This window comes from Streptomyces sp. NPDC046335, from assembly GCF_055587985.1.
Genome location: NZ_JBVJFF010000006.1, coordinates 235,498 through 258,628, shown reverse-complemented (window position 1 = coordinate 258,628; position 23,131 = coordinate 235,498). Strand labels below are relative to the sequence as shown.

Below are 23,131 nucleotides of genomic sequence, written 5' to 3'. Positions count from 1 at the left end.
ACATGCTCCAACGTCCGTGCTCCGCCGTCGAGTTCCCACCGCGATACCGGTCATTCGAGGATCTCGAACGTGTCTCCGGCGCGGATCCGCCCGGTCGATTCCGGCACCAGGTTCTGCCCGAAGACGAGCAGGTCGCCGAAGCGGCGGTGGTGGGCGAGCGTGCGCAGCGGCTCCTTGCCGCGCTCCCCGGTGTTCTGGTCGGTGGTCGTCACGACGCAGCGTCCGCACTTCTTCGTGACCCGGAAGACGACGCCGCCGATGGCGACGCGCTTCCAGTCGTCCTCGGCCCAGGGCGGGGTGCCGTCCACGACGACGTTGGGCCGGAAGCGGTTCATCGGCAGCGGGCCCTCATCGGCGTGATCGCCCTGGGCGATCAGTGAATTGAGGGCGTCCAGCGAGGACGAGGAGGTGAGCAGCAGCGGAAAGCCGTCCGCGAAGCTGACGGTCTCGCCCTCCTCGCCGTACGCCGGGTCGATCGGGCGGCGGGTGGCGGGGGCGTCGAGGTGGACGAGCCGCACGTCCATGCCGAGGTGGGCGCTGAACCAGGCGTGCGCGGCGGCGTCTGCGGGCACCGCGTCGACCTCGTCCCGCCCGACCTCCACCCGCACCGTCTCGCGCTGCTCCGGCACCGCCGCCGTGAGCGCCCTGCGGCCGGGCGCGGACACGCGGATGCCGCCGCCGGGCAGAGGCTCGGCGGCGACCATCGCCATGCGCGGATACGGCCGCTGGGACACGAACCGCCCGTCGCCGTCGACCAGCATCCAGCGATGGTCCCCCACGAGCCCCCAGGGCTCCACGACGGCCTCACGCGGCGCGTGTCCCTGAGCCGCCTTCAGCGGGTGGACGTGGATCGACCGCAAGGCTGGATTCGACATGCGGACATCCTGCCAGCAGCCACTGACAGGAATGCCCGCGGTCGGTCAGTACCCGCGATAGGGACGGTTGTACGGGTCCTCGTACGGACCGGGGGCGGGGCGGGGCTGCGCGGGGCGCATCGCCTCGTACCCCGTGCCGGGGGCGGGGCGCTGCTGCTGGGCGCCCGGATACCCGCGCGGGCCCGCGGCCTGCTGCGGGATGTACGGCGCCGGAGCCTGTTGCAGCGGGGCGTGCTGCTGGGGCTGCGGGTAGCCGTACGCGGGGTTCTGGTGGTGGGAAGGGGCGGCCGGCAGGGCGGGCAGCGCGGCCGGGAGTGCGGGCAGATGGCTGTGGCTGCCCGTGTCGTACGCGGAGGGAACCCGGATCGGGGCGATCTGAGGAGTGCCCCGCTCTGCGACGAGGGAGTCGTAGATCGGAGTGTCCGGGAAGGACGGCGCGGAGTAGTAACCGCCGCCATAGGTGGAGCGGGGGGAGGTCATGCTTCATAAGTTAAGCCCTTGATGTGCTGATTGGGGAGACCGATAAGAGGGTTGTTTTCCGTGTCGGCAGTGGCGACGGATCCCCAATCCGAGCGAACTTGGGAAAATCGGTCGCCGGATGACGTACTGATCATGTAAAAGCCGAGTTCCCGGCGGGTTACCCGCGGTCGTCCCTGCGGTGACGGAAGAGGCGCGTGACACGGGCGTGGGCCTCCCGGGGGTCCGGGTAATAGGTTGGGCCGGGAACGGAATCGGCGGCCCTGCCGGACACGGCCACTAGCGATGGGGGCGGACATGACAATGCCTAAAGGATCGAATGTTCCCGTGCCGGCACCCGCCGTGCGCATCGAATTGGGTTGGGGTTCGGGTGCCGGTGTGCCCGACGTCGACGCGTCCGCACTGTTGTTGGCGTCTTCCGGGAAGGTGCGCTCCGACGCGGACTTCGTCTTCTACAACGAGCCCGAGCACTCCTCCGGCGCCGTGCGGCACGAGGGCAAGCAGCGCGCCGCGGGCGGCGTCACCGATGCCCTGACCGTCGACCTCGCGCGCGTGGAGCCCGCCGTGGAGCGGGTGGTGATCGCCGCGTCGGCCGACGCAGGCACCTTCGGGCAGGTGCCCGGCCTGTACGTCCGGGTGCTCGACGCGGCGGGCGGCACGGAGATCGCGCGCTACGACAGCGCGGACGCCACCGTGGAGAGGGCCTTCGTCCTCGGCGAGCTCTACCGGCGCCAAGGCGCCTGGAAGTTCCGCGCCGTGGGTCAGGGATACGACAGCGGACTCGAAGGCCTCGCCACGGACTACGGGATCACGGTGGACGAGCCGCCCCGGGCCGCCGCACCGGCCGCTCCCGCCACCGCGCCCGCGGCGGCTCCGCCGGCGCCCGCCGCCGTCCCGCCCGCTCCGGCCCCGCGGGCCGCGCCGCCCGCCGAACCCGTCCGCCTCACCAAGGTCACACTGACCAAGGACGCCCCTTCGATCTCCCTGACCAAGCAGGGTGGAACATCGGGCGCCATGCGCGTGAACCTCAACTGGCAGACGCGCAAACAGTTCAAGGGATGGGGCGCGAAGCTCGGCAGAGCCGTCGCCATGCACGCCGACCTGGACCTGGACCTCTGCGCGCTCTACGAACTCACCGACGGCCGCAAGGGCGTCGTCCAGGCGCTGGGCAACGCCTTCGGGGCGCTGCACCAGCCCCCGTACCTGCTCCTCGACGGCGACGACCGCACCGGCGCCGTCGATGCGGGCGAGAACCTCACCATCAACCTCGACCACATCAAGGACTTCCGCCGCATCGTCATCTTCGTGACCATCTACGAGGGCGCGCGCAGCTTCGCCGACCTCAACGCCACGGTCACCCTCCAGCCGCAGCACGGCGCCCCGGTGGACTTCTCGCTCGACGAGTGCACGGTGCCCTCGACGGTGTGCGCGCTGGCCCTGCTCACCAACACCGGCGGTGACCTCGTCGTTCAGCGTGAGGCGCAGTACCTCGTGCCCGAGCGCGGCGTGAGCCCGCAGCGCACCATCGACCGCGCCTACGGGTGGGGCATGAACTGGACGCCGGGCAAGAAGTGAGCGACCGGGTACGGGCCCTGACCGCTCAGCGCTGCTCGGGCGCGGGCTCGGGGCGCGTGTACGTACGGCCCTTCCAGGCCGCGCCGCGCCCCCTGTAGTGCCGCACCGCCGAGTCCACGGTCATCAGGAGGTACAGAAAGGCGGTCCAGGGCAGCGACAGGGCGAGCCACGGCGGCTGCCGGTAGTAGCGGAGCATCGGCAGGTAGGTCGCGGTCATCACCAGCCAGGCGAGGCCGCCGGCCACCGCGGCTTGCACGTCCCCGGTGGCCGCGCCCGCGAGCAGGGCGAGCGGCGGCGCCAGATAGACCAGGGCCAGGCCCGCCACGGTCCCCGCGAGCAGCAGCGGACTGTGCCGCAGTTGTGCGTACGCGCTCCGCGACACCATGCGCCACAGGTCGGCGAGGCGCGGATAGGGGCGGACGCTGTCGACGCGTTCGGCGAGCCCCAGCCAGATGTGGCCCCCCGAGCGGCGCACCGCCCGCGCGAGCGCCACGTCGTCGATCACCGCGTGCCGGATGGCGTCGGGAATCCGCGCCCGCTCGGCGGCGTCCGCGCGCAGCAGGACACAGCCGCCCGCCGCCGCGGACGTACGCGCGCCCCTACGGCCGATCCACCGGAAGGGGTAGAGCTGCGCGAAGAAGTAGACGAACGCCGGGACCACCAGGCGCTCCCAGGCGCTCTCCACCCGCAGCCGCGCCATCTGCGAGACCAGGTCGAAACCGCCCGCGTGCGAGGCGGCCACCAACTCCCGCAGGGACTCGGGACCATGCGCGATGTCCGCGTCCGTCAGGAGCAGGTACTCCGGTTCGCGGGCGCGGGCCAGGGCGATGCCGTGGCGTAGGGCCCAGAGTTTGCCGGTCCACCCGGCGGGCGGCTCACCGGGGGAGGCGACGGTCAGCGGCAGCCCGCCGTGCCGCTCGGCGAGGTCCCGGGCGAGGCCGCCCGTGCCGTCGGTGCTGCCGTCGTCGACGAGGAACACCTCGGCCCGCCCGGGATAGTCCTGCGCGAGCAGCGAGGGCAGGCTCTCGGAGAGCACGGCCGCCTCGTCCCGCGCGGGCACGACGACACAGACCGACGGCCACTCGGCGGGCTCCCGTCGCGGCGGGAGACGCACGTCCGTGCGCCAGAAGAAGCCCTGCCCCAACAGCAGCCACAGCCATGCGGCAAGCGATCCGGCGGCGATCCACGCGAGGGCGCTCATCCGACGAAGTCTGCCCCACGGACCGGGCCCTGGGAGGCCGATCGACTATGGTGACCGGGTGAAGATCGCGCTCATGGACTCCGGAATCGGACTGCTCGCCGCGGCGGCCGCGGTGCGGCGCCTGCGGCCCGACGCCGATCTGGTGCTCTCCTCGGACCCCGACGGCATGCCGTGGGGGCCGCGCACCCCGCAGGACCTCACCGGCCGCGCCCTCGCCGTCGCCGAGGCCGCGGCCGCGCACCGCCCCGAGGCGCTGATCGTGGCCTGCAACACGGCCTCCGTGCACGCGCTGCCCGCGCTGCGGGCCCGCCTGGAGCCGCTGATCCCGGTGATCGGGACCGTACCGGCGATCAAGCCCGCCGCCGCGGGGGGCGGCCGGGTCGCCATCTGGGCCACGCCCGCCACCACCGGCAGCCCTTACCAGCGCGACCTCATCGAGCGGTTCGCCCACGACGCCGACGTCACCGAGGTGCCCTGCCCGGGTCTCGCCGACGCCGTGCAGTACGCGGACGAGGAGGCCATCGACGAGACGATCGCCGCCGCCGCTGCCCTCACTCCGCCCGATGTAAGGGCCGTCGTCCTGGGCTGCACCCATTACGAACTGGTCGCTGAGCGTATTCGCGCCGCCGTTCAGCGGCCGGATCGGCCGCCGCTCGTCCTGCACGGTTCGGCCGGGGCGGTCGCCGCGCAGGCCCTGCGCAGGATCGGCGAGCTCCCGGGATCCGGTCCCGCGGGCCCCGCCGGGGCGGCTCCCACGCTCACCGTCCTGCTCAGCGGGCGCGAGGAGCGGCTGCCGCGGGCGGCACTCACGTACGCCGAGGGACGCCTGCTCGCGGCGGTCAGCCCCGCCCTCTGAGAACCCCTCGGGGCGGTGCCGGTCCGGCCCCCGAGCGCGGTCCGGCGGTCACGCTGGGTGACGCGGTGGTGTCTCGGGGGAATCTGAGTAGTCTCGAAGACATGAAGGACCCAGCCGAAGAGGAGCGCGACGAGCGAGCCGGCTCCGGCAGCCCGCCGGCGGTGTGGACCGGTCGCGCGACCAACCGCGTGCAGTGGCTGCTCGCCTGCGGAGGCGCCGCCTGCCTGGCGCTCGGCATCGTGATCGCGGTCGAATCCATGTGGACCTCGGGCATCGCGGCCCTGGTCATGTCGGTGGTGGGCTGCATCGCCGCCGGACTCCTGATCCTCTTCGGGACGCTCGCCTTCGTCCATGTCGCCGTGAAGGTCGACGACGACTGCCTTGAGGTGCGCTGCGGTCATCTGGGCCTGCCGCGCCGCCACATCCCGCTCTCCCATGTCGTCGGCGCCGACTTCGTGCCCGCCGTCACGCCGCGGCAGTGGGGCGGCTGGGGCTACCGCTGGCGCCCGGAGAAGGGCACCGCCGTCGTCGTACGACGCGGCGAGGCGCTGGTGCTGAGCCTGGGGGACGGCCACAAGTTCACGGTGACCGTGGACGACGCGGAGTCCGCGGTCCGCGTCATCAGACAGCGCCTCCGCCGCAGGGACACGGCACTCTGACACCGGGCTCCCAAAGACGCGGCCCCCTCACGCCCCAGACCGAAGCCCCTCCGGCGTCTCGTCCTCCAACCGGCGTGCCGTGGCTATGCCTGCCAGTAGGCCCGCTCCCGCGGTCACCGTCGTCACGCTGAGCGCGTTGCCGACCGTTGCCACGGCTGTCAGGGCCGTCAGGGCGGCGCCCGCCGAGAGTACGACCTGGGTGGAGCGCGGTGAGCGCCACAGCGCGTACAGGAGCCAGCAGAACACCGCCGCGAGCAGCGCGAGGCCCACGACACCCTGCTCCGAGGCCTGCTGGAGCGGTGCCGAGTGGGGCTTGCCGTCAGCGAGGAGGTTCTCCGCGAGCACGGGCCTGACCTCGCTGAACCGGCCCGGGCCCACCCCCGTCGCGGGCTCGCGCCCCGCGATGCCGAGCGCGTCACGCCACAGCAGTACCCGGTGCCTGCCGAGCCCGCCCTCCACGGAGGCCGTGAGACCACCGGGCAGGACGCCGTCGGCCACCGCCAGGGACGCCCCCGTGACCAGGGCCGTCGCCACCGCGAGCCCCGCCAGGCCCAGCACCCTGCGCCGCACGCGGGCCGCCGCCAGCGAGCAGAGCAGCACCGCGGCGCAGCCCGCGAAGGCGGCGGGTGAACCCTGCGCCAAGGCGGTCCCCGCGATCCCCGCGGCGAGCAGCCACAGCGCCAGGCGCGTCACCGGGGCACGGGCCGCCCATGCCGCGCAGCAGGCGGCGCCCGCTGAGAGGACGAGCAGCCCGGCGCTGGCCCCGGTGTGGCCCAGCGGAGAGGAGGGACCGATGGCGATGCGGGGCGCCGTCACGGTGACGGCGAGACCGGCGAGCGCGCCCGCGCAAGGAGCGGCGACCGGCAGCAGCGCCCCGCAGATGCGCCCGCCCGCGTACCCGGCGGCCACCGCGAGCACCGCGAGGATGACCCCCTCGGGGCTCCCGCCGCGCACCCCCGCGGTGATCAGCGCCCAGGCGGCACACGCGCCGAGCAGCGCCACCCCCGTCACGTCGGACGCGCCCCGCCGCTCACGCGTCACCGCCGGACCGGCCGTCGCGGCCGTACCCGAAGACCCCACCCCGTCGCCCCCCGGTGTATGACGGGCCCTGGACGGCGCGGACACCGGCCCACCATGGTGTGGCCCGGGCGCACGTCAGGGACTGGGCCACACGTTAATGGCGGATGCCCCGCCGGGGGAGCGGTTGTGCGGGAACGATACTGCCGAGGCCAGGGGCCCGCCGCCCCGCGGACCGACCTGTCGGCGCCCGGGTGACGCGCCGTAGACTCCCCAGGTGACCGCCACCACCACCCCCGTCGACGAGCCGGAACAGCTCGATCCGCAGCCCGCGCGGGGCCCCCGTGCCGCGCGCGTCCTGCGGCGGCTCGTGCCCGCCGCCGCGGCGGCCCTCTCCGGAGTGCTGCTCTACGTCAGCTTCCCGCCCCGCACGCTCTGGTGGCTCGCGCTCCCCGCCTTCGCGGTCCTCGCCTGGTGTCTGCACGGCCGTACGTGGAAGGCGGGCCTCGGCCTCGGCTACCTCTTCGGCCTCGGCTTCCTGCTGCCCCTCCTCGTCTGGACCGGCGTCGAGGTGGGCCCGGGCCCGTGGCTGGCGCTCGCCGCCGTCGAAGCGGTCTTCGTGGCCCTGGTCGGCGCGGGCACGGCGGCGCTCTCGCGGCTGCCGGGATACCCGCTCTGGGCGGCGGCCCTGTGGATCGCGGGGGAGGCGGCACGCGCGCGTGTGCCCTTCAGCGGCTTCCCCTGGGGGAAGATCGCCTTCGGCCAGGCGGACGGCGTGTTCCTGCCGCTCGCCGCGCTCGGCGGCACACCCGTGCTCGGCTTCGCGGTCGTCCTGTGCGGCTACGGGCTCCACGAGGTCGTCCGGCAGGCCCGCGAAGCCCGCGGCACCGGCGAGGTACGGCGCGGCGCGGCGGCGGTCGCCCTGCTCAGCGTCCTCGTCCCCGTCGCCGGCGCTTTCGCCGCCCGCCCGCTGGTCAGCAACGACGCGGAGGACGGCACCACGACCATCGCCGCGGTCCAGGGCAACGTCCCGCGCGCGGGCCTCGGCTTCAACGCGCAGCGCCGCGCCGTCCTCGACCACCACGTACGCGAGACCGAACGCCTGGCCGCCGCCGTCAAGGCGGGCAAGGCCCAGCAGCCCGACCTCGTCCTGTGGCCGGAGAACTCCTCCGACATCGACCCCTTCACCAACCCCGACGCGCGCCGCGAGATCGAGGACGCCGTCGAGGCCATCGGGGCGCCGGTATCCGTGGGCGGCGTCGTCGAGACCAAGGGCGGCAAGCTCTACAACGAGCAGATCCTGTGGGACCCGGAGAAGGGCCCCACGGACACCTACGACAAGCGGCAGATCCAGCCCTTCGGCGAGTACATCCCGCTGCGCGGCCTCGTCAGTGTGTTCAGCAGCGACGCCGACCGGGTCCGCCAGGACTTCAGCCGGGGCGGCGAGCCGGGCGTCTTCAGCATGGCGGGCGCCAAGGTGGGCCTCGCGACCTGCTACGAGGCCGCCTTCGACTGGGCGGTGCGCGACACCGTGACCCACGGCGCCCAGCTCATCTCGGTGCCCAGCAACAACGCCACGTTCGACCGCAGCGAGATGACGTACCAGCAGCTCGCCATGAGCCGCGTCCGCGCGGTCGAGCACAGCCGCGCCGTCGCCGTCCCGGTGACCAGCGGCGTGAGCGCCGTCATCATGCCGGACGGCACGGTGAAGGCGAAGACGACGTGGTACACCGCCGACTCGCTCGTCGAGGAGGTGCCGTTGCGCTCCTCCCGCACCCCGGCCACCCGCCTCGGCGTGCTCCCCGAGGGCATCCTCGTGCTGATCGCCGCGGGCGGCCTCGGCTGGGCCGTGACCTCGGCCGTACGGACGCGGCGCACCGCGGCCCTGTGACCTGTCCACAGGCGGCGTGAGCGGTGGCCGTACCCCGTTAGGGTCGAGCCATGGCTACTCCTGACTTCATCCGCGCCATCCGGGCCGACGCCGGCCAGCAGCTCCTGTGGCTCCCCGGGGTCACCGCCATCGTCTTCGACGACGAGGGCAGAGTCCTGCTCGGCCGGCGCTCCGACAACGGCAGGTGGTCGGTGATCGGCGGCATCCCGGAGCCCGGCGAGCAGCCGGCCGAGTGCGCGGTCCGCGAGGTGTACGAGGAGACGGCGGTGCACTGCGTGCCCGAGCGGGTGGTCCTGGTGCAGGCGCTCCCACCCGTCACCTACCCGAACGGCGACACCTGCCAGTACATGGACATCACGCTGCGCTGCCGTGCCGTCGGCGGCGAGGCGTGCGTCAACGACGACGAGTCCCTTGAGGTCGCCTGGTTCGCCGTGGACGCGCTGCCCGACCTGCACGAGTTCTCGCTCTCCCGCGTCAAGCAGGCGCTCGCGGAAGGGCCGACCTGGTTCGAGCCCCCGAGCGACGACGCGCTCAGCGCCGGTGCGGCCCTCCGTTAGCCTGAGGGCACGATGAACCGTTTGAGCACGTCATGGGGCGCGTACGACCTCACCCGCTTCCCGGAGGACTCCCGGGACCAGTTGCGCGCCTGGTCGGCCGCCGACGCCTATCTCCTGCGGCACCTGGCCGGGGAGGAAGGGGCGGCGGCCGTCGGCCTGGACGGCACCGTGGCCGTCGTCGGTGACCGCTGGGGCGCGCTGACCACCGCGCTCGCGGGGCACGCGCGCGCGGTGACGCAGATCACCGACTCCTTCCTCGCCCAGCAGGCGACCCGCGCCAACCTCGCCAGGGCGGGCCACGGGCGGGACGCGGCGCGGCTCCTGACGACCCGCGACGCCCCGCCCCCGCGCATCGACGTGCTCCTGGTGCGCGTGCCCAAGAGCCTCGCGCTCCTGGAGGACCAGCTCCACCGGCTCGCGCCCGCCCTGCACGAGGGCACGGTCGTCGTCGGCACCGGCATGGTCGCCGAGATCCACACCTCGACCCTCGAACTCTTCGAGCGGATCGTCGGACCGACCAGGACGTCACTGGCCCGCCAGAAGGCGCGGCTCATCTTCAGCACACCCGACCCGGCACGCACACCGGCGCCGAGCCCCTGGCCGCGCAGTCACGTCCTGGACGGCGACTCGGGGGCGGGCGCGGGCCTGACCGCCGTCAACCACGCCGGGATCTTCTGCGCCGACCGCCTGGACATCGGCACCCGGTTCTTCCTCAAGCACCTGCCGCGCGCCCGCGCCGGCGCCCACGTCGTGGACCTGGGCTGCGGCAACGGCGTGCTCGGCACGGCCGCCTCCGTCGCCGAGCCCGACGCCGCGGTCACCTTCGTCGACGAGTCGTTCCAGGCCGTGGCGTCCGCCGAGGCCACCTTCCGGGCCAACGCGGCCGACGGCGCCAAGGCGGAGTTCCTGGCGGGCGACGCCCTCACGGCGGTACCTGCGGGGACGGTGGACCTCGTACTGAACAACCCGCCCTTCCACAGCCACCAGGCCACGACCGACGCGACCGCCCGGCGGATGTTCGGCGGGGCCCGTGCCGCCCTGCGGCCCGGCGGTGAACTGTGGGTCGTCGGCAACCGCCACCTCGGCTACCACATCAGGCTCCGCAAGCTCTTCGGCAACGCGGAGGTCGTGGCGAGCGACCCGAAGTTCGTGGTCCTCAGGGCCGTGAAGGGCGACCGGTAGGGCCACCGGTGCGGCTTTCAGGCCACCGGTAGGGCCGTGCAGCGCTCGCGCCGCGGCCCGTGCGGTGGCAGCGTCTGGGGTGGAGCGGCGGGGCGGCCCCGTGCGGTGGCGTCCGCCGCCGCGCACGGCTGCTCCGGCGTCCGTCGTTCGGCACGACTGACCCGGCACTGTCGTGGAACCCGGTACCGATCACGTACTCCCTGATCCCGCCGCACACCCCGACCCCCGGGAGGAGACCCCCATGGGGCACTTGGCCAAGGAGCACCTGGCGGCACTCGACGCGCACTGGCGTGCCGCCAACTACCTGTCCGTCGGTCAGATCTACCTGATGAGCAACCCCCTCCTGTCCGAGCCGCTGCGGCCGGAGCACATCAAGCCGCGCCTGCTGGGCCACTGGGGCACCTCACCCGGGCTCAACCTCGTGCACACCCACCTCAACCGCGTCATCAGGGAGCGCGACCTGGACGCCCTGTGCGTGTGGGGCCCCGGCCACGGCGGGCCCGCCGTGCTCGCCAACTCCTGGCTGGAGGGCAGCTACACGCAGACCTACCCGGCGGTGAGCCGCGACGAGGAGGGCATGGCGCGGCTGTTCCGCCAGTTCTCGTTCCCCGGCGGAGTGCCCAGCCACGTGGCGCCCGAGACGCCGGGCTCGATCCACGAGGGCGGTGAGCTCGGCTACTCCCTCGCGCACGCCTACGGAGCCGCCTTCGACAACCCGGACCTCCTCGTGGCCTGCGTCATCGGCGACGGCGAGGCGGAGACCGGGCCGCTCGCCGGGTCCTGGCACTCCAACAAGTTCCTCGACCCCGTGCACGACGGCGCGGTCCTGCCGATCCTCCACCTCAACGGCTACAAGATCGCCAACCCGACGGTCCTGTCCAGGCTCCCCGACGCCGAGCTCGACTCACTCCTCAAGGGCTACGGCCACGAGCCGCTGTACGTGGCGGGCGACGACCCCCTCTCCGTCCACCAGGCGATGGCCGAGGTCATGGACGAGGCGCTCGACCGCATCGCCGCCGTCCAGCGGGCCGCGCGCGGCGGCGGCACCCACAGCCGCCACCGCTGGCCCGTCATCGTCCTGCGCACGCCCAAGGGCTGGACAGGACCCGCTTTCGTGGACGGAAAGCCCGTCGAGAACACCTGGCGCGCGCACCAGGTGCCGCTCTCCGGGGTCCGGGACAACCCGGAACATCTGCGCCAGCTGGAGGAGTGGCTGCGCTCCTACCGCCCCGACGAGCTCTTCGACGCCGACGGCGCCCCCACCGCGGACGTCCTGTCCTGCGTGCCCGAGGGCGAGCGCCGCCTCGGCGCCACCCGGCACGCCAACGGCGGGCTGCTCAGCCGCCCGCTGCCGCTGCCGCCCCTGGAGCGGTTCGCCGTCCCCGTCGACGGGCCCGGCGCCACCCTGCACGAGCCGACCCGGGTCGCGGGCGAACTGCTTGCCCAGGTCATGGCCGACACCGCGCGGCGCCGCGACTTCCGCGTCATGGGCCCCGACGAGACCGAGTCCAACCGACTCGGTGCGCTGTACGAGGCCACCGGCAAGGCCTGGCAGGACCGGACCCTGGACACCGACGAGCACCTGGCCCGCGACGGCCGGGTCATGGAGGTGCTCTCCGAGCACATGTGCCAGGGCTGGCTGGAGGGCTACACGCTCACCGGGCGGCACGGCCTGTTCTCCTGCTACGAGGCGTTCGTCCACATCGTCGATTCGATGGTCAACCAGCACATCAAGTGGCTGAAGACCTCGCGTTCACTGCCCTGGCGCGCGCCCGTGCCGTCCCTCAACTACCTGCTCACCTCGCACGTGTGGCGCCAGGACCACAACGGTTTCTCGCACCAGGACCCCGGGTTCGTCGACCACGTGCTCAACAAGAGCCCCGGCGTCGTACGCGTCTATCTGCCGCCGGACGCGAACACCCTGCTGTCGGTCACCGAGCACGTCCTGGGCAGCCGCGACTACGTCAACGTCGTCGTCGCGGGCAAGCAGCCCTGCTTCGACTGGCTCTCCCTCGACGACGCGCGGGCGCACTGCGCCCGCGGCGCGGGCGTCTGGGAGTGGGCGGGCACGGACGACGGAACGCGCGACCCGGACGTGGTCCTGGCCTGCGCGGGCGACGTGCCCACGCAGGAGGTCCTCGCCGCGGCGGGGCTGCTGCGGAAGCTGCTGCCCGACCTCGCGGTCCGCGTCGTCAATGTCGTCGACATCGCCCGCCTCATGCCCCAGGGGGAGCACCCGCACGGCATGGCCGACCCGGAGTTCGACGCGCTGTTCACCCCCGACCGGCCGGTGATCTTCGCGTACCACGGCTACCCGTGGCTGATCCACCGCCTGGCTTACCGCCGCACCGGCCACGCCAACCTGCACGTGCGCGGCTACAAGGAGGCCGGTACGACGACCACGCCGTTCGACATGGTCGTCCGCAACGACCTCGACCGGTACCGGCTCGTCATGGACGTCATCGACCGGGTGCCTGGCCTCGCCGTCCGCGCCACGACGGTGCGCCAGCAGATGGCCGACGCACGCTCCCGCCACCACGACTGGATCCGCGAGCACGGCACCGACCTGCCCGAGGTGGCCGACTGGACCTGGCCGCAAGCCACCGGCTGACGAGGCCCGGGGCCTGCACCTCTAGCCCGCCTCGTGGAACACCAGCCCCAGTGACCTCCGCAGCCCCGACCGTACGGTGCTCACGCCGTGCCGCACGGGGGCCGCGGACCAGCCGCGCGCGGAGCGGACCGGGCGGTCGCGGGTGGTGAAGACCAGGCCGTGGCCCTGCGGCAGGACCATCGACGTGCCCCGCGACTGCGCCCGTGGGCGCTGCTCGACGAGCAGGAACTCGCCGCCGGTGTAGTGCGCGTTCTGCTCGTCCAGGCCGATGACGACCTGGAGGGGGAAGACCATGTCCCCGAAGAGGTCGCGGTGCAGGGCGTTCCAGTCGCCCGCCTCGTAGCGCAGCAGGATCTGCGACGACTTGGTCTGGCCCGCCGCGTGGCACCGCTCCAGCCACTCCGCCAGGGAGTCGGGCCACGGCGCGGGGCGCCCGAGGCGGGCCGCCCAGTCGCGGGCCACGGCCAGCAGATGGGGGTAGAGGGCCTGGCGCAGTTCGGCCACCGGGCCCGGCAGGTCATGGGTGAAGTAGCGGTAGCGGCCGGAGCCGAAGCGGTGCCGCGCCATGTCGACCGTGGAGCGGAACAGCGCCGGGTCGTCGTACAGCCCGGCGATGGCGTGGCACTCGGCGGGGCCGATCAGCCGCGGTGTGAGCGCGCAGCCGTGCGCGTCGAGCTCGGCGGCGATGGCCGGCCAGTCCGCGGCGTCGACCGCCGCACGGACCGACGGGACGCCTGCCGTCACGTCACCGCCACCGCCACCGTCACCGCCGCGAGGAGCCGTTGCGCCGCCACGTCCAGTCGTCACGCCGCCTCCAGGTCGAGCAGGAGCCGCTTCGCGGCCAGGCCGCCCGCGTACCCGGTCAGGGTGCCGTCGGCGCCGATCACGCGGTGGCAGGGGCGCACGACGAGCAGCGGGTTGCGCCCGATGGCGGTACCCAGGGCGCGGACCGCCACGCGGGACAGGCCGAGCTGCTCGGCGAGGCGTCCGTAGGTCGTCGTGGTGCCGTACGGGATCGTCTCCAGAGCGTCCCAGACCTTGCGCTGGAACTCCGTGCCGGCCCCGGCCGCGTACTCGATCTCGAAGTGGGTCAGGCTCCCGGCGAAGTACGAACGGAGCTGCCCGGCGATCGCGCCGAACGCCTCCGCGTCGTGGACCCAGTCCTCCCGGGCGACGGCCGCGCCCTTCTGTCCGGGCAGGGACAGCGAGGCCAGCGCGGTGCCGCCCTTGGCCGTGGCCGACTCCTCGCCCACCAGCAGAAGCTCGCCCAGCGGGCTGTCGATCGTCGTGCAGACGGTCATCGGACTCTCCTTGGTGTTCTGTGGTTCGTCCTCCAGTCTGCGGCTCGCGCGAGGCTGCGGCTGGCGGGATTCGGACAGCGCGCTCACCCCCGTACCGGCGCGGTGAGACACCGCTCACGCTTTATGCAACTAGTTGCACAACGCTTCCGTCGTCGTCTACAACTGAACCCGGAAGACACCGCGTACGGAGGCGCCGCATGAGCCGTTACCCGAACCTGCTCACCCCGCTCGACCTGGGCTTCACCACGCTGCCCAACCGGGTCCTCATGGGCTCCATGCACGTGGGCCTGGAGGAGGCGCCGAACGGGTTCGAGCGGATGGCGGAGTTCTACGCGGCCCGCGCGCGCGGCGGCGTCGGCCTCATCGTCACCGGCGGCATCGCACCGAACGACGCGGGGCGGCCCTACGAGGGCGGCGCCAAGATGACGGACGAGGCGGAGGCCGGGCAGCACGCCGGCATCACCGCGGCCGTGCACGCCGCGGGCGGCAGGATCGCGATGCAGATCCTGCACTTCGGGCGCTACGCCTACCACAAGGACCTCGTCGCACCGAGCGCACTCCAGGCCCCCATCAGCCCCTTCGTCCCCCGCGAGCTGACCGGCGCCGAGGTCGAGGAGACCATCGAGGACTTCGTGCGCGCCGCCGAGCTGGCCAAGCTCGCCGGTTACGACGGCGTCGAGGTCATGGGCTCCGAGGGCTACCTGATCAACGAGTTCATCGCGGCCCCCACCAACCAGCGCACCGACCGCTGGGGCGGCGCCTACGAGAACCGCGTCCGGTTCCCCGTCGAGATCGTCCGCCGCATACGCGAGCGCGTCGGCGCGGACTTCATCATCATCTACCGCCTCTCCATGCTGGACCTGGTGCCCGGCGGCTCCACCCTCGAAGAGGTCGTCCACCTCGCCAAGGCGATCGAGGCCGCGGGCGCCACGATCATCAACACCGGCATCGGCTGGCACGAGGCGCGCATCCCCACCATCGCCACCTCCGTGCCGCGCGGCGCCTACACCTTCGTCACCAAGAAGGTCATGGGCGAGGTCTCCGTACCGCTCGTCACCACCAACCGCATCAACACCCCCGAGATCGCCGAGGATTTGCTCGCCGACGGCGCCGCCGACATGGTCTCGCTGGCCCGCCCGCTCCTCGCCGACCCCGACTTCGTCGCCAAGGCGAAGGCCGAGCAGCCCGACGCCATCAACACCTGCATCGGCTGCAACCAGGCCTGCCTGGACCACACCTTCAACCTCCAGATCACCTCCTGCCTGGTCAACCCGCGCGCCTGCCACGAGACCGAGCTGGTGCTCGCCCCGACCCGCACCAAGAAGAGCGTCGCGGTCGTCGGCGCGGGACCCGCGGGGCTCGCCTTCGCCGTCTCCGCCGCCGAACGCGGCCACGACGTCACCCTCTACGATGCGGCCGACGAGATCGGCGGCCAGCTCAACGTCGCCCGCAAGGTCCCGGGCAAGGAGGAGTTCGACGAGACACTGCGCTACTTCCGCACCCAGCTCGCCCTGCGGGGCGTCGACGTCCGCCTGAACACCGTGGTCACCGCCGAGGAACTCGCCGAAGCCCCGTACGACGAGGTGGTCGTCGCCACGGGCGTCACGCCCCGCGTCCCGGAGATCCCCGGCATCGACCACCCCAGCGTCGTCAGCTACCTCGACGTGCTGCGCGACGGGGCGCCCGTGGGGGAGCGGGTCGCGATCGTCGGCGCGGGCGGCATCGGCTTCGACGTCGCCGAATACCTCACCGACGGCGGCGAGAAGGCGAGCCTCGACCCCGCGACGTACTTCCGCCAGTGGGGCGTCGACATGGACTACCGCGGGCGCGGCGGCCTGACCGAGCCCGAGCGGCCCACGCCGCCGCGCACCGTCCACCTGCTCCAGCGCAAGACGTCCAAGGTCGGCAAGGGCCTCGGCAAGACCACGGGCTGGATCCACCGGACCGAGCTGCGCCACCGGGGTGTCGCGATGGTGGCCGGGGCGAGCTACGACCTGATCGACGACGCGGGGCTGCACATCACCGTCGACGGCGTCTCCTCCGTACTCCCGGTCGACACCGTCGTCCTGTGCACCGGACAGGAACCGCGCCGCGGCCTCTACGAGGAGCTGCTCGCCGCCGGGCGCAGCGTGCACCTCATCGGCGGCGCCGACGTCGCGGCCGAGCTGGACGCCAAGCGGGCCATCAAGCAGGGCACCGAGCTGGCCGCCGCGCTGTGACGGCGGTGCCATGGGCCCGTCCCTAGGATTGGGCCCATGTCTCTCCCGCACGCGATCCTGACCGCCCTCCTGGAGAAGCCGTCGTCGGGCCTCGAACTGACCCGCAGGTTCGACAAGTCGATCGGCTACTTCTGGTCGGCCACCCACCAGCAGATCTACCGCGATCTTGGCAGGCTGGAGCGCGAGGGGGCGATCCGCGCCCTGCCGAGCCAGGGCGCGACGCGCGGGCAGAAGAAGGAGTACGAGGTGCTGCCGGCGGGCCGCGCCGAACTGGCGCGCTGGACCGCCGAGCGCCAGGATCCCAAGCCCCTGCGCGACACCCTCCTGCTGCGCCTGCGTGCCGCGGCGGTGGTCGGCACGGAGGGCATCCGGGAGGAGCTGCACCGCCATCTCGCGCTCCACCGGCGGCAGTTGGCGGAGTACGAGGAGATCGAGCGGCGCGACTTCCCGCCGGAGAAGGACGCCGTCGAGGACCGGCTGCGCCATGTGGTGCTGCGCGCGGGCATCGACCTGGAGACCTTCTGGACGCAGTGGCTCACCCGCGCCATCGAGGAGCTGGGGGAGAGCCCAGCAACTAAGTGAGCGTCGCCTCCCGTGGGTCCCAGTCCACGGGCAGCGGCTCCGGCGGCACCGGCTGCGTCCCCGGCGGTGTGAACTCCGAGCGGTCCGCGGACCGCGTGATCGCCGTCATGACCTGGAGTACGTGCAGGGCGAGCGCGCCGGACGCCCGGTGGGCGCACCCGCCGCGCAGGGCGCGCGCCATGTCGAGCGCCCCGAGGCCGCGGCCGTCGGTCCGCCCCCGCACGGGCAGCTCGCGCCACTCGTCGGCGCCGTTGGGCAGCAGCTTCAACGGCCCGCCGAAGGTGTTCGGATCGGGCACGGCCAGGGTGCCATCGGTCCCGGTGATCTCGAAGCGCGTGCGGCGCGGCGCGGAGTCGAAGCTGAACGTCGAGGTGGCCCGTACACCCGAGGTGAACTCCAGGAGCGCCGACACATGCGTCGGCACGTCGACCGGGAAGGTCTGCCCCGCCTTCGGGCCGGAGCCGACGGAGCGTTCCGCGCGCGCCCGCGCCGCGACCGCCGCCACCTGAGACACCCCGCCGAACAGGGCCACGAGCGAGGTCAGGTAGTAGGGGCCGAGGTCGAAGAGCGGTCCGCCGCCCGGCTGGTAGAAGAACGCCGGGTCCGGGTGCCAGATCTCCGGGCCGAGCCCCTGCACCACGGTCGAGGCCGCGACGGGCGCGCCGATGTCCCCGGCGGCGACCGCGCGCAGCGCCGACTGGAGGCCCGCGCCGAGGAACGTGTCCGGGGCGTTGCCCACGAGCAGGCCCCGCTCCGAGGCCTCGGCGAGCAGCTTCTCCGCCTCGGCGGGGGCGAGGGTGATGGGCTTCTCGCCGTACACGTGCTTGCCCGCGCGGACGGCGGCGGCCGCCACCTGGGCGTGCGCGGCGGGCACGGTGAGATTGACGACCAGTTCGACCTCGGGCAGCGCGAGCACCGTCGCGGGACCGCCCGAGACGGGGACGCCGTGGGCGCGCGCCGCGTCGGCGGCCCGCCGCTCGTCGAGGTCGGCGACGGCCACCACCCGGACGTCGGGGAAGCCGCTCAGCGTCCGCAGGTACTCGGCGCTGATGACGCCCGCGCCGACCACGGCGACACCGACGGGCCCACCGCGGGGAGCTGTCGTACTCATGCCGTCTCCAGCGAGGCCAGGTAGGCGCGGCTCGCCGCGAGCTCGTCGAAGAGGGTGTCAGTGGAGCCCGCGCAGGCGTCGAACTCGACGACCCGCCACGCGTCCGGCGCCGCGGCGAGGATCTCCGGCACCGGCATGGTGCCCCCGCCGACCGCCACGTTCGGATCCTCCCTGGTGCCCGGCCCGTCCTTCATGTGCAGCGCCAGGACACGGTCACCGAGGCGGCGCAGCAGCCCCGGCACCTCGGCGCCGCCGACCGCGGCCCAGTAGGTGTCCACCTCCAGGAACACGGCGGGTTCGAGCAGTTCGGCGAGGACTTCGAGGGCGTGCCGGGCGCCGAAGCGGGGCTCCGTCTCCCACCAGTGGTTGTGGTAGCCGACGCGTATGCCGTGCCGTTCGGCGAGCGGCACCAGGGAGTTGAGCCGGTCGGCGGCCCGCGCGAGCCCGTCACGGGTGGTGAACGCCTCGGGTTCGATCCCCGCGGGGACGATCGCGAGGTCCGCGCCGAGCGTGCCGATGGCGTCGAGCACGGCCTCCGGCGCGGGGCCGAGGAGCTGCACGGCGTGCGTCCCGGACACGGTGAGCCCCAGCTCGTCGGTGATCCGCCGCAGCCCCTTGGGGTCCGTGAGCACGTCGTACGGTTCCACGGCGCCGTATCCGATGTCCGCGAGGCGGCGCAGGGTCCCCTCGCGGTCGGCGATGAGCTGGTCCCGCACTGTGTAGAGCTGAACGCTGAGCGGTCGTGTCATGAACGCGCCCTCCCTGTCGTTGGGAGGACGGTAAGTCGCTCTCTTCCGGCCGGGCAAGGGTGCGTCGGGCGCGACGCGAAGCCGCCGCCCACCCTCGACGGGTGGACGGCGGCCGGTGGCGCGCCCCGGGGTTCAGGGCCGCCCGCGCGCTCCTCGACGGCGCAGATACCAGAGCCCGGTGCCCACGGCCGCGGCCACCAGCGTGCCCCCGGCGGCCAGCGCCAGCGGGCCCCGGTCCTCCGAACCGCCCCCGAGGCCGCCCCGGACGCCGCGCGCGGGCGCCGTCGTCGGGGAGGTCGTGGGCACAGGGGAGACGGTGGGCATCGAGGTGGGCGCCGTCGTCGAGGACAACGTGGGCATCGAGGTGGGCGTGGTGCCGTCCTCGCCGGCGATCCGCACCGTACGGGTGCCGGCAGCGACTGTCCGCCAGGAGCCGCTGCCCTCCGCCGGCTCCACCTGCCGGATGGCCTGCGCGGTGGAGCCGGTGGCGGTCACTGTGGAGTCGCCGGCCGCGACCGCCGCTGTCGTGCCCAGCGCCGACGGCAGCGCTGCGGCGACGACGGCCAGACCGGCCCGGACACATATCTGAGTGGTACGCATGAGTCATTCCTCCGGCGGCACGGGAGGCGGTACAACCCATGCGCCGCCGGGGGTCGGGAAACGCCCGTGCCACCTGACGACGAGCCAACGCGCCGCCGCCCCGTTCCGCATGCGGAGAGCCGCCGGGCAGGTGACGCCGTACGTCGTCCGGCGCAGGGCCGAGGCGTGACCGGTGCCGGCGGATGGCGGCCCTGCCGAGCGGGCGGGCCGCCGCCGCGTGATGAGGGACCGTCAGCCCGTGGTGACCGTCCGCGTGGGCGAGTAGCCGCCCCACGTGCCGTCGGGCAGCTTCGGGCGAATGCGCACCCGGTGCCGCTCCCCGGCCTTCTCGCCGATGTAGAAGCTGTGCTCGGCCTTGTCCCGCGGCACCGTCCCGCCGAAGACCAGCGAGGTGGCCGTGCGGCCGTCGAGCTGGATCTGGTACTCCGCCACGGCCCCGCCGGTACGCGGCGGAACCCAGGTCAGGTCGATGTAGTACGCCTTGTCGGCGCGGTGCGTCGCGGCACGGAAGCCGGTCGGTGCTGTGCCGCGCCCCGAGTCCTTGCCCGCCGCGGTCGTGAGGCGGACTTCCCGGCTGGCGGGGGAGAAGTTGTCCGCGGCGTCGCGCGCCTTGACCGTGAAGGTGTAGTCGGTGCCGGGACGCAGCCCGGTGACGAGCGTCGCCGTCTGCCCGCCGCCCACGCTGTGGACCTTCGAGCCGCCCTGGTAGATCTCGTACGAGGCCACGCGCCGGTCGTCCGTCGACCTGTCCCAGGTCAGCATCGCCGACCGGCTCCCCTCCGCCTCGCCCCGCAGCCGTGCGGGCCGCGAGGGGGCCCCGCGGTCGGCGGCGGCCGCCCCGGGCGTCCTGACGGTCAGCTTCCTGCTGTCGGGACTGACGTTGCCCTCGGCGTCACGGGCGCGCACGGTGAAGGCGTACGTGGTGGAGGGCCGCAGGCCGACGACGTCCACCATGTGCTTGTGGCCCGGCACCGCCTTGACCTTCTTGGCGTCCCGGTACACCTCGTAGCCGGTGACCCCGGTGTCGTCGGTGGCCTGGTTCCACATGACGTGGGCGGTGGTGGCACTGCCCGCCTCCACCGTGAGGCCGCGCGGCGCCGCGGGCGGCGTGGTGTCCTGCCCACCGTCCCCGCCGCCCCAGTCGCAGCCGCCGGCGGCGGTCACGGCGAGGACGGTCAGCAGGGCCGGGGCCAGGGTCCGGGAGAGGGGCGAACGGGAATTCCGTCGCACGGTGCGGCCTTCCACTCGACGGCATTGGTCCGGACCTATTTGACACAGGTGACGGAGGCACATCAAGAGGCAGGACGTACGCCGTACGGGCCGGCACCCGCGTACGGGGTGCGGCGGGGTGCACGACTGCGCACAGACCGGGATATGCGGGGCCGCGAACGGCGGCCCGGGGACCTCCGCTCAGGTCTTGCGGTAGTCGTACGCCTCCGTGGCCGCCGCCTCGACCGCGGCGAGGGCGGCGCCCGCCGACGCGGTGACCACGGCCGCCACCGCGCCCTCCACGAAGGGGGCGTCCAGCAGCCGCGTGTCCGGCGGGAGTTCGTCGCCCTCCGCGAGCAGTGCCTTCACGGTGAGGACGGCGCTGCCCAGGTCGGTCAGGACGGCGACGCCCGCGCCCCGGTCGACCCGCGCGGCGGCCGCCGCGATCAGCTCGGCGCTCGTGCCGAACCCGCCGTCCACGGTGCCTCCCGCGGCGGCCACGGGCGCGGTGGTGCCGCCCCCCGCGAGCCCCGCGGCGAGCGCGGCGACCGCCTCCGCGACGGCGCCGCTGTGCGACACGAGGACGATGCCGACCAACTTCTCATCACCCATGGCCGGCCTCCGGGGCCCCGGACTCCTCGGCCGTTTCGGCGAGCGCCTCGAAGAGCAGCGCCGACGAGGTCGCGCCGGGGTCCTGGTGGCCGATGCTGCGCTCGCCCAGGTAGCTGGCCCGGCCCTTGCGCGCGAGGAGCGGCACCGTCGCGAGGGCGCCCTCCCTCGCGGCGTCCCGCGCCGCGCCGAACGACGTGCCGAGCGCGTCCACGCCGGGCATCAGCGCGTCCAGCATCGTCTTGTCGCCGGGGGCGGCACCGCCGAGCGCGGCCACCGCGTCGACGCCGGTACGCAGCGCTTCGGCGAACCGGGCCTCGTCGACCTCGGCGGCATCGCCGAGCGCCTTGCCGGTGCGGCGGAGCAGCGTGCCGTAGAGCGGCCCCGACGCGCCGCCCACCGTGGAGATCAACTGCCGCCCGGCCAGGGCGAGCACGGCTCCTGGCGTCTCGGGCAGCTCCTTCTCCAGGGTGACCACGACGGCGGTGAAACCGCGCTGAAGATTGTTCCCGTGGTCGGCATCGCCGATGGGCGAGTCCAACTCCGTGAGCAGGGCCGCCGTACGGTCGACGGCATCCGCGGCATTGGTCAGCCAGCGGCGGAAGAAGTCGGCGTCGAGCATGGGTCTCCTTGCGTGGTCGGTCGGTGGTGCGGGGGTGACGAACGCGGACGGTCAGAGCCGAGCCTGGCCCAAGCCCAAGCCCAAGCCCAAGCCCAGCCCAAGCCCATGTCCTGTCCTGTCCCGGAGTATCAGACGCCCCAGCGCAGGGCGGGCGTCCGCACCGGCGCGTCCCACAGGCGCAGCAGTTCCTCGTCGACCTGGCAGATCGTCACCGAGGCGCCCGCCATGTCCAGCGAAGTCACATAGTTGCCGACGAGGTTGCGGGCCACGGGCACGCCGCGCTCGACGAGGACGCGCTGCACCTCGGCGTTGAAGCCGTAGAGTTCGAGGAGCGGGGTGCCGCCCATGCCGTTGACGAGCAGGAGCACGGGGTTGCGCGGGTTCAGGTCCTCCAGCACGGCGTTCACGGCGAAGTCGGCGATTTCGCCGGAGGTCATCATCGGGCGCCGCTCACGCCCCGGCTCGCCGTGGATGCCGACGCCGAGCTCCAGCTCCCCGGCGGGCAGATCGAAGGTGGGGCTGCCCTTCGCGGGGGTGGTGCAGGCGGTGAGCGCGACGCCGAAGCTGCGCGACTCCGCGTTGACCTGCCGGGCGACGGCCTCGACCTGCTCCAGCGGCATCCCCGCGTCGGCGGCGGCCCCCGCGAGCTTCTCCACGAAGAGGGTGGCGCCGGTGCCGCGCCGCCCCGCGGTGAAGAGGCTGTCGGTGACGGCCACGTCGTCGTCGACGAGAACGCTGGCCACCTGGATGCCCTCGTCCTCGGCGAGCTCCGCGGCCATGCCGAAGTTGAGCACGTCGCCCGTGTAGTTCTTCACGATGAACAGCACTCCCGCGCCGCTGTCCACGGCCGCCGCGGCCCGCACCACCTGGTCCGGCACGGGGGAGGTAAAAACTGCGCCGGGGCAGGCGGCGGACAGCATCCCGGGCCCCACGAACCCGCCGTGCAGCGGTTCGTGCCCCGAGCCGCCGCCCGAGACGAGGGCGACCTTCCCCGCCACGGGGGCGTCCGCCCGTACGATCACGCGGTTCTCGACGTCCACCGCCAGCTCGGGATGCGCGGCCGCCATACCGCGCAGGGCGTCGGCGACCACGGTCTCGGCGACGTTGATCAGCATCCTCATGAGTACCTCCTGGGAAACCTGGCAGGCCGGTCGACCCCTGCTGTCGGCAGTATCGGCCTTGCGGCAGCGAAGGTCACGCGCGAGAACGGCTTGGGGCCCTGGTACGC

General features: G+C 73.5%; 22 protein-coding genes. 9 read left to right on the top strand and 13 right to left on the bottom strand.

The window, feature by feature from the left end:
• Positions 1-50 precede the first annotated feature (50 nt).
• Positions 51-875 (bottom strand): MOSC domain-containing protein, encoded by an 825-nt coding sequence (locus tag ACZ6JY_RS16610; protein WP_469196585.1) that lies wholly within the window; start codon positions 873-875, stop codon positions 51-53.
• Between the two features lie 45 nt (positions 876-920).
• Positions 921-1,355, bottom strand: a complete 435-nt coding sequence (locus ACZ6JY_RS16605) for a DUF6643 family protein (RefSeq protein WP_469196583.1) — start codon at positions 1,353-1,355, stop codon at positions 921-923.
• A gap of 282 nt (positions 1,356-1,637) precedes the next feature.
• On the opposite strand from ACZ6JY_RS16605, the gene ACZ6JY_RS16600 reads away from it, so the two are divergent.
• A complete protein-coding gene (locus ACZ6JY_RS16600; protein ID WP_469196581.1) occupies positions 1,638-2,927 on the top strand; it encodes a TerD family protein in 1,290 nt (429 codons plus the stop codon).
• Positions 2,928-2,952: 25 nt separating this feature from the next.
• Here ACZ6JY_RS16600 and ACZ6JY_RS16595 read toward each other — a convergent pair whose 3' ends face one another.
• Positions 2,953-4,128 carry a glycosyltransferase gene (locus ACZ6JY_RS16595; RefSeq protein WP_469196579.1) on the bottom strand — a complete coding sequence of 392 codons (1,176 nt, stop codon included), beginning with the start codon at positions 4,126-4,128 and terminating at the stop codon, positions 2,953-2,955.
• A 58-nt stretch (positions 4,129-4,186) separates the two neighbouring features.
• On the opposite strand from ACZ6JY_RS16595, the gene ACZ6JY_RS16590 reads away from it, so the two are divergent.
• Together ACZ6JY_RS16590 and ACZ6JY_RS16585 are read left to right on the top strand one after the other, a co-directional pair.
• Positions 4,187-4,984, top strand: a complete 798-nt coding sequence (locus ACZ6JY_RS16590; RefSeq protein ID WP_469196577.1) for a glutamate racemase — start codon at positions 4,187-4,189, stop codon at positions 4,982-4,984.
• 101 nt (positions 4,985-5,085) lie between these two features.
• Positions 5,086-5,643 (top strand): hypothetical protein, encoded by a 558-nt coding sequence (locus tag ACZ6JY_RS16585; RefSeq protein WP_469196575.1) that lies wholly within the window; start codon positions 5,086-5,088, stop codon positions 5,641-5,643.
• A gap of 27 nt (positions 5,644-5,670) precedes the next feature.
• On the opposite strand, the gene ACZ6JY_RS16580 is transcribed toward ACZ6JY_RS16585, so the two are convergent.
• Positions 5,671-6,684, bottom strand: coding sequence for an O-antigen ligase family protein (locus tag ACZ6JY_RS16580; RefSeq protein ID WP_469196573.1), 1,014 nt, complete (start codon positions 6,682-6,684; stop codon positions 5,671-5,673).
• Between the two features lie 253 nt (positions 6,685-6,937).
• Here ACZ6JY_RS16580 and lnt point away from each other — a divergent pair, with 253 nt between their 5' ends.
• The 4 genes from lnt to ACZ6JY_RS16560 all read left to right on the top strand — a co-directional run bounded on the left by lnt (position 6,938) and on the right by ACZ6JY_RS16560 (position 12,901).
• Positions 6,938-8,551, top strand: a complete 1,614-nt coding sequence (gene lnt / locus ACZ6JY_RS16575) for an apolipoprotein N-acyltransferase (protein ID WP_469196571.1) — start codon at positions 6,938-6,940, stop codon at positions 8,549-8,551.
• Positions 8,552-8,601: 50 nt separating this feature from the next.
• On the top strand, positions 8,602-9,108 hold the full coding sequence (locus tag ACZ6JY_RS16570) for an NUDIX hydrolase (protein ID WP_469196569.1): 507 nt from the start codon (positions 8,602-8,604) through the stop codon (positions 9,106-9,108).
• A gap of 12 nt (positions 9,109-9,120) precedes the next feature.
• Positions 9,121-10,290: a methyltransferase gene (locus ACZ6JY_RS16565; RefSeq protein WP_469196568.1), complete on the top strand. Its 1,170-nt coding sequence runs from the start codon at positions 9,121-9,123 to the stop codon at positions 10,288-10,290.
• A gap of 241 nt (positions 10,291-10,531) precedes the next feature.
• Positions 10,532-12,901: a phosphoketolase family protein gene (locus tag ACZ6JY_RS16560; RefSeq protein ID WP_469196566.1), complete on the top strand. Its 2,370-nt coding sequence runs from the start codon at positions 10,532-10,534 to the stop codon at positions 12,899-12,901.
• 21 nt (positions 12,902-12,922) lie between these two features.
• Here ACZ6JY_RS16560 and ACZ6JY_RS16555 read toward each other — a convergent pair whose 3' ends face one another.
• The gene (locus ACZ6JY_RS16555) at positions 12,923-13,645 is read right to left on the bottom strand and encodes a 2OG-Fe(II) oxygenase (RefSeq protein WP_469196959.1); all 723 of its coding nucleotides are present in this window, start codon (positions 13,643-13,645) and stop codon (positions 12,923-12,925) included.
• Between the two features lie 59 nt (positions 13,646-13,704).
• On the bottom strand, positions 13,705-14,202 hold the full coding sequence (locus ACZ6JY_RS16550; RefSeq protein ID WP_469196564.1) for a methylated-DNA--[protein]-cysteine S-methyltransferase: 498 nt from the start codon (positions 14,200-14,202) through the stop codon (positions 13,705-13,707).
• Between the two features lie 197 nt (positions 14,203-14,399).
• On the opposite strand from ACZ6JY_RS16550, the gene ACZ6JY_RS16545 reads away from it, so the two are divergent.
• Both ACZ6JY_RS16545 and ACZ6JY_RS16540 read left to right on the top strand, forming a co-directional pair.
• The gene (locus ACZ6JY_RS16545; protein WP_469196562.1) at positions 14,400-16,421 is read left to right on the top strand and encodes an oxidoreductase; all 2,022 of its coding nucleotides are present in this window, start codon (positions 14,400-14,402) and stop codon (positions 16,419-16,421) included.
• A 36-nt stretch (positions 16,422-16,457) separates the two neighbouring features.
• Complete coding sequence (locus ACZ6JY_RS16540) at positions 16,458-17,003, top strand: PadR family transcriptional regulator (protein ID WP_469196560.1); 546 nt, start codon at positions 16,458-16,460, stop codon at positions 17,001-17,003.
• On the opposite strand, the gene ACZ6JY_RS16535 is transcribed toward ACZ6JY_RS16540, so the two are convergent.
• The 7 genes from ACZ6JY_RS16535 to dhaK form a co-directional block, all read right to left on the bottom strand.
• Positions 16,996-18,114, bottom strand: coding sequence for a Gfo/Idh/MocA family protein (locus tag ACZ6JY_RS16535; protein ID WP_469196558.1), 1,119 nt, complete (start codon positions 18,112-18,114; stop codon positions 16,996-16,998). The genes ACZ6JY_RS16540 and ACZ6JY_RS16535 overlap by 8 nt on opposite strands.
• On the bottom strand, positions 18,111-18,863 hold the full coding sequence (locus ACZ6JY_RS16530; RefSeq protein ID WP_469196556.1) for a sugar phosphate isomerase/epimerase family protein: 753 nt from the start codon (positions 18,861-18,863) through the stop codon (positions 18,111-18,113). Before ACZ6JY_RS16530 ends, ACZ6JY_RS16535 begins: the two co-directional genes overlap by 4 nt.
• A 132-nt stretch (positions 18,864-18,995) precedes the next feature.
• Complete coding sequence (locus ACZ6JY_RS16525; protein WP_469196554.1) at positions 18,996-19,463, bottom strand: hypothetical protein; 468 nt, start codon at positions 19,461-19,463, stop codon at positions 18,996-18,998.
• A gap of 231 nt (positions 19,464-19,694) precedes the next feature.
• Positions 19,695-20,693, bottom strand: coding sequence for a fibronectin type III domain-containing protein (locus ACZ6JY_RS16520; protein WP_469196552.1), 999 nt, complete (start codon positions 20,691-20,693; stop codon positions 19,695-19,697).
• A gap of 180 nt (positions 20,694-20,873) precedes the next feature.
• Complete coding sequence (locus ACZ6JY_RS16515; RefSeq protein WP_469196550.1) at positions 20,874-21,284, bottom strand: PTS-dependent dihydroxyacetone kinase phosphotransferase subunit DhaM; 411 nt, start codon at positions 21,282-21,284, stop codon at positions 20,874-20,876.
• A complete protein-coding gene (gene dhaL / locus ACZ6JY_RS16510) occupies positions 21,277-21,903 on the bottom strand; it encodes a dihydroxyacetone kinase subunit DhaL (RefSeq protein ID WP_469196548.1) in 627 nt (208 codons plus the stop codon). The genes ACZ6JY_RS16515 and dhaL overlap by 8 nt, the downstream gene beginning before the upstream one ends.
• Positions 21,904-22,031: 128 nt before the next feature.
• Complete coding sequence (dhaK, locus tag ACZ6JY_RS16505) at positions 22,032-23,024, bottom strand: dihydroxyacetone kinase subunit DhaK (protein WP_469196546.1); 993 nt, start codon at positions 23,022-23,024, stop codon at positions 22,032-22,034.
• Between the last annotated feature and the right edge of the window lie 107 nt (positions 23,025-23,131).

What these genes read in the sequence shown, in the direction of transcription:
- ACZ6JY_RS16610 (WP_469196585.1), bottom strand. Translation starts at nt 875, where the DNA reads ATGTCGAATCCAGCCTTGCGGTCGATCCACGTCCACCCGCTGAAGGCG.
- ACZ6JY_RS16605 (WP_469196583.1), bottom strand. Translation starts at nt 1,355, where the DNA reads ATGACCTCCCCCCGCTCCACCTATGGCGGCGGTTACTACTCCGCGCCG.
- ACZ6JY_RS16600 (WP_469196581.1), top strand. Translation starts at nt 1,638, where the DNA reads ATGGGGGCGGACATGACAATGCCTAAAGGATCGAATGTTCCCGTGCCG.
- ACZ6JY_RS16595 (WP_469196579.1), bottom strand. Translation starts at nt 4,128, where the DNA reads ATGAGCGCCCTCGCGTGGATCGCCGCCGGATCGCTTGCCGCATGGCTG.
- ACZ6JY_RS16585 (WP_469196575.1), top strand. Translation starts at nt 5,086, where the DNA reads ATGAAGGACCCAGCCGAAGAGGAGCGCGACGAGCGAGCCGGCTCCGGC.
- ACZ6JY_RS16570 (WP_469196569.1), top strand. Translation starts at nt 8,602, where the DNA reads ATGGCTACTCCTGACTTCATCCGCGCCATCCGGGCCGACGCCGGCCAG.
- ACZ6JY_RS16565 (WP_469196568.1), top strand. Translation starts at nt 9,121, where the DNA reads ATGAACCGTTTGAGCACGTCATGGGGCGCGTACGACCTCACCCGCTTC.
- ACZ6JY_RS16560 (WP_469196566.1), top strand. Translation starts at nt 10,532, where the DNA reads ATGGGGCACTTGGCCAAGGAGCACCTGGCGGCACTCGACGCGCACTGG.
- ACZ6JY_RS16550 (WP_469196564.1), bottom strand. Translation starts at nt 14,202, where the DNA reads ATGACCGTCTGCACGACGATCGACAGCCCGCTGGGCGAGCTTCTGCTG.
- ACZ6JY_RS16545 (WP_469196562.1), top strand. Translation starts at nt 14,400, where the DNA reads ATGAGCCGTTACCCGAACCTGCTCACCCCGCTCGACCTGGGCTTCACC.
- ACZ6JY_RS16540 (WP_469196560.1), top strand. Translation starts at nt 16,458, where the DNA reads ATGTCTCTCCCGCACGCGATCCTGACCGCCCTCCTGGAGAAGCCGTCG.
- ACZ6JY_RS16535 (WP_469196558.1), bottom strand. Translation starts at nt 18,114, where the DNA reads ATGAGTACGACAGCTCCCCGCGGTGGGCCCGTCGGTGTCGCCGTGGTC.
- ACZ6JY_RS16530 (WP_469196556.1), bottom strand. Translation starts at nt 18,863, where the DNA reads ATGACACGACCGCTCAGCGTTCAGCTCTACACAGTGCGGGACCAGCTC.
- ACZ6JY_RS16525 (WP_469196554.1), bottom strand. Translation starts at nt 19,463, where the DNA reads ATGCGTACCACTCAGATATGTGTCCGGGCCGGTCTGGCCGTCGTCGCC.
- ACZ6JY_RS16515 (WP_469196550.1), bottom strand. Translation starts at nt 21,284, where the DNA reads ATGGGTGATGAGAAGTTGGTCGGCATCGTCCTCGTGTCGCACAGCGGC.
- dhaL (WP_469196548.1), bottom strand. Translation starts at nt 21,903, where the DNA reads ATGCTCGACGCCGACTTCTTCCGCCGCTGGCTGACCAATGCCGCGGAT.
- dhaK (WP_469196546.1), bottom strand. Translation starts at nt 23,024, where the DNA reads ATGAGGATGCTGATCAACGTCGCCGAGACCGTGGTCGCCGACGCCCTG.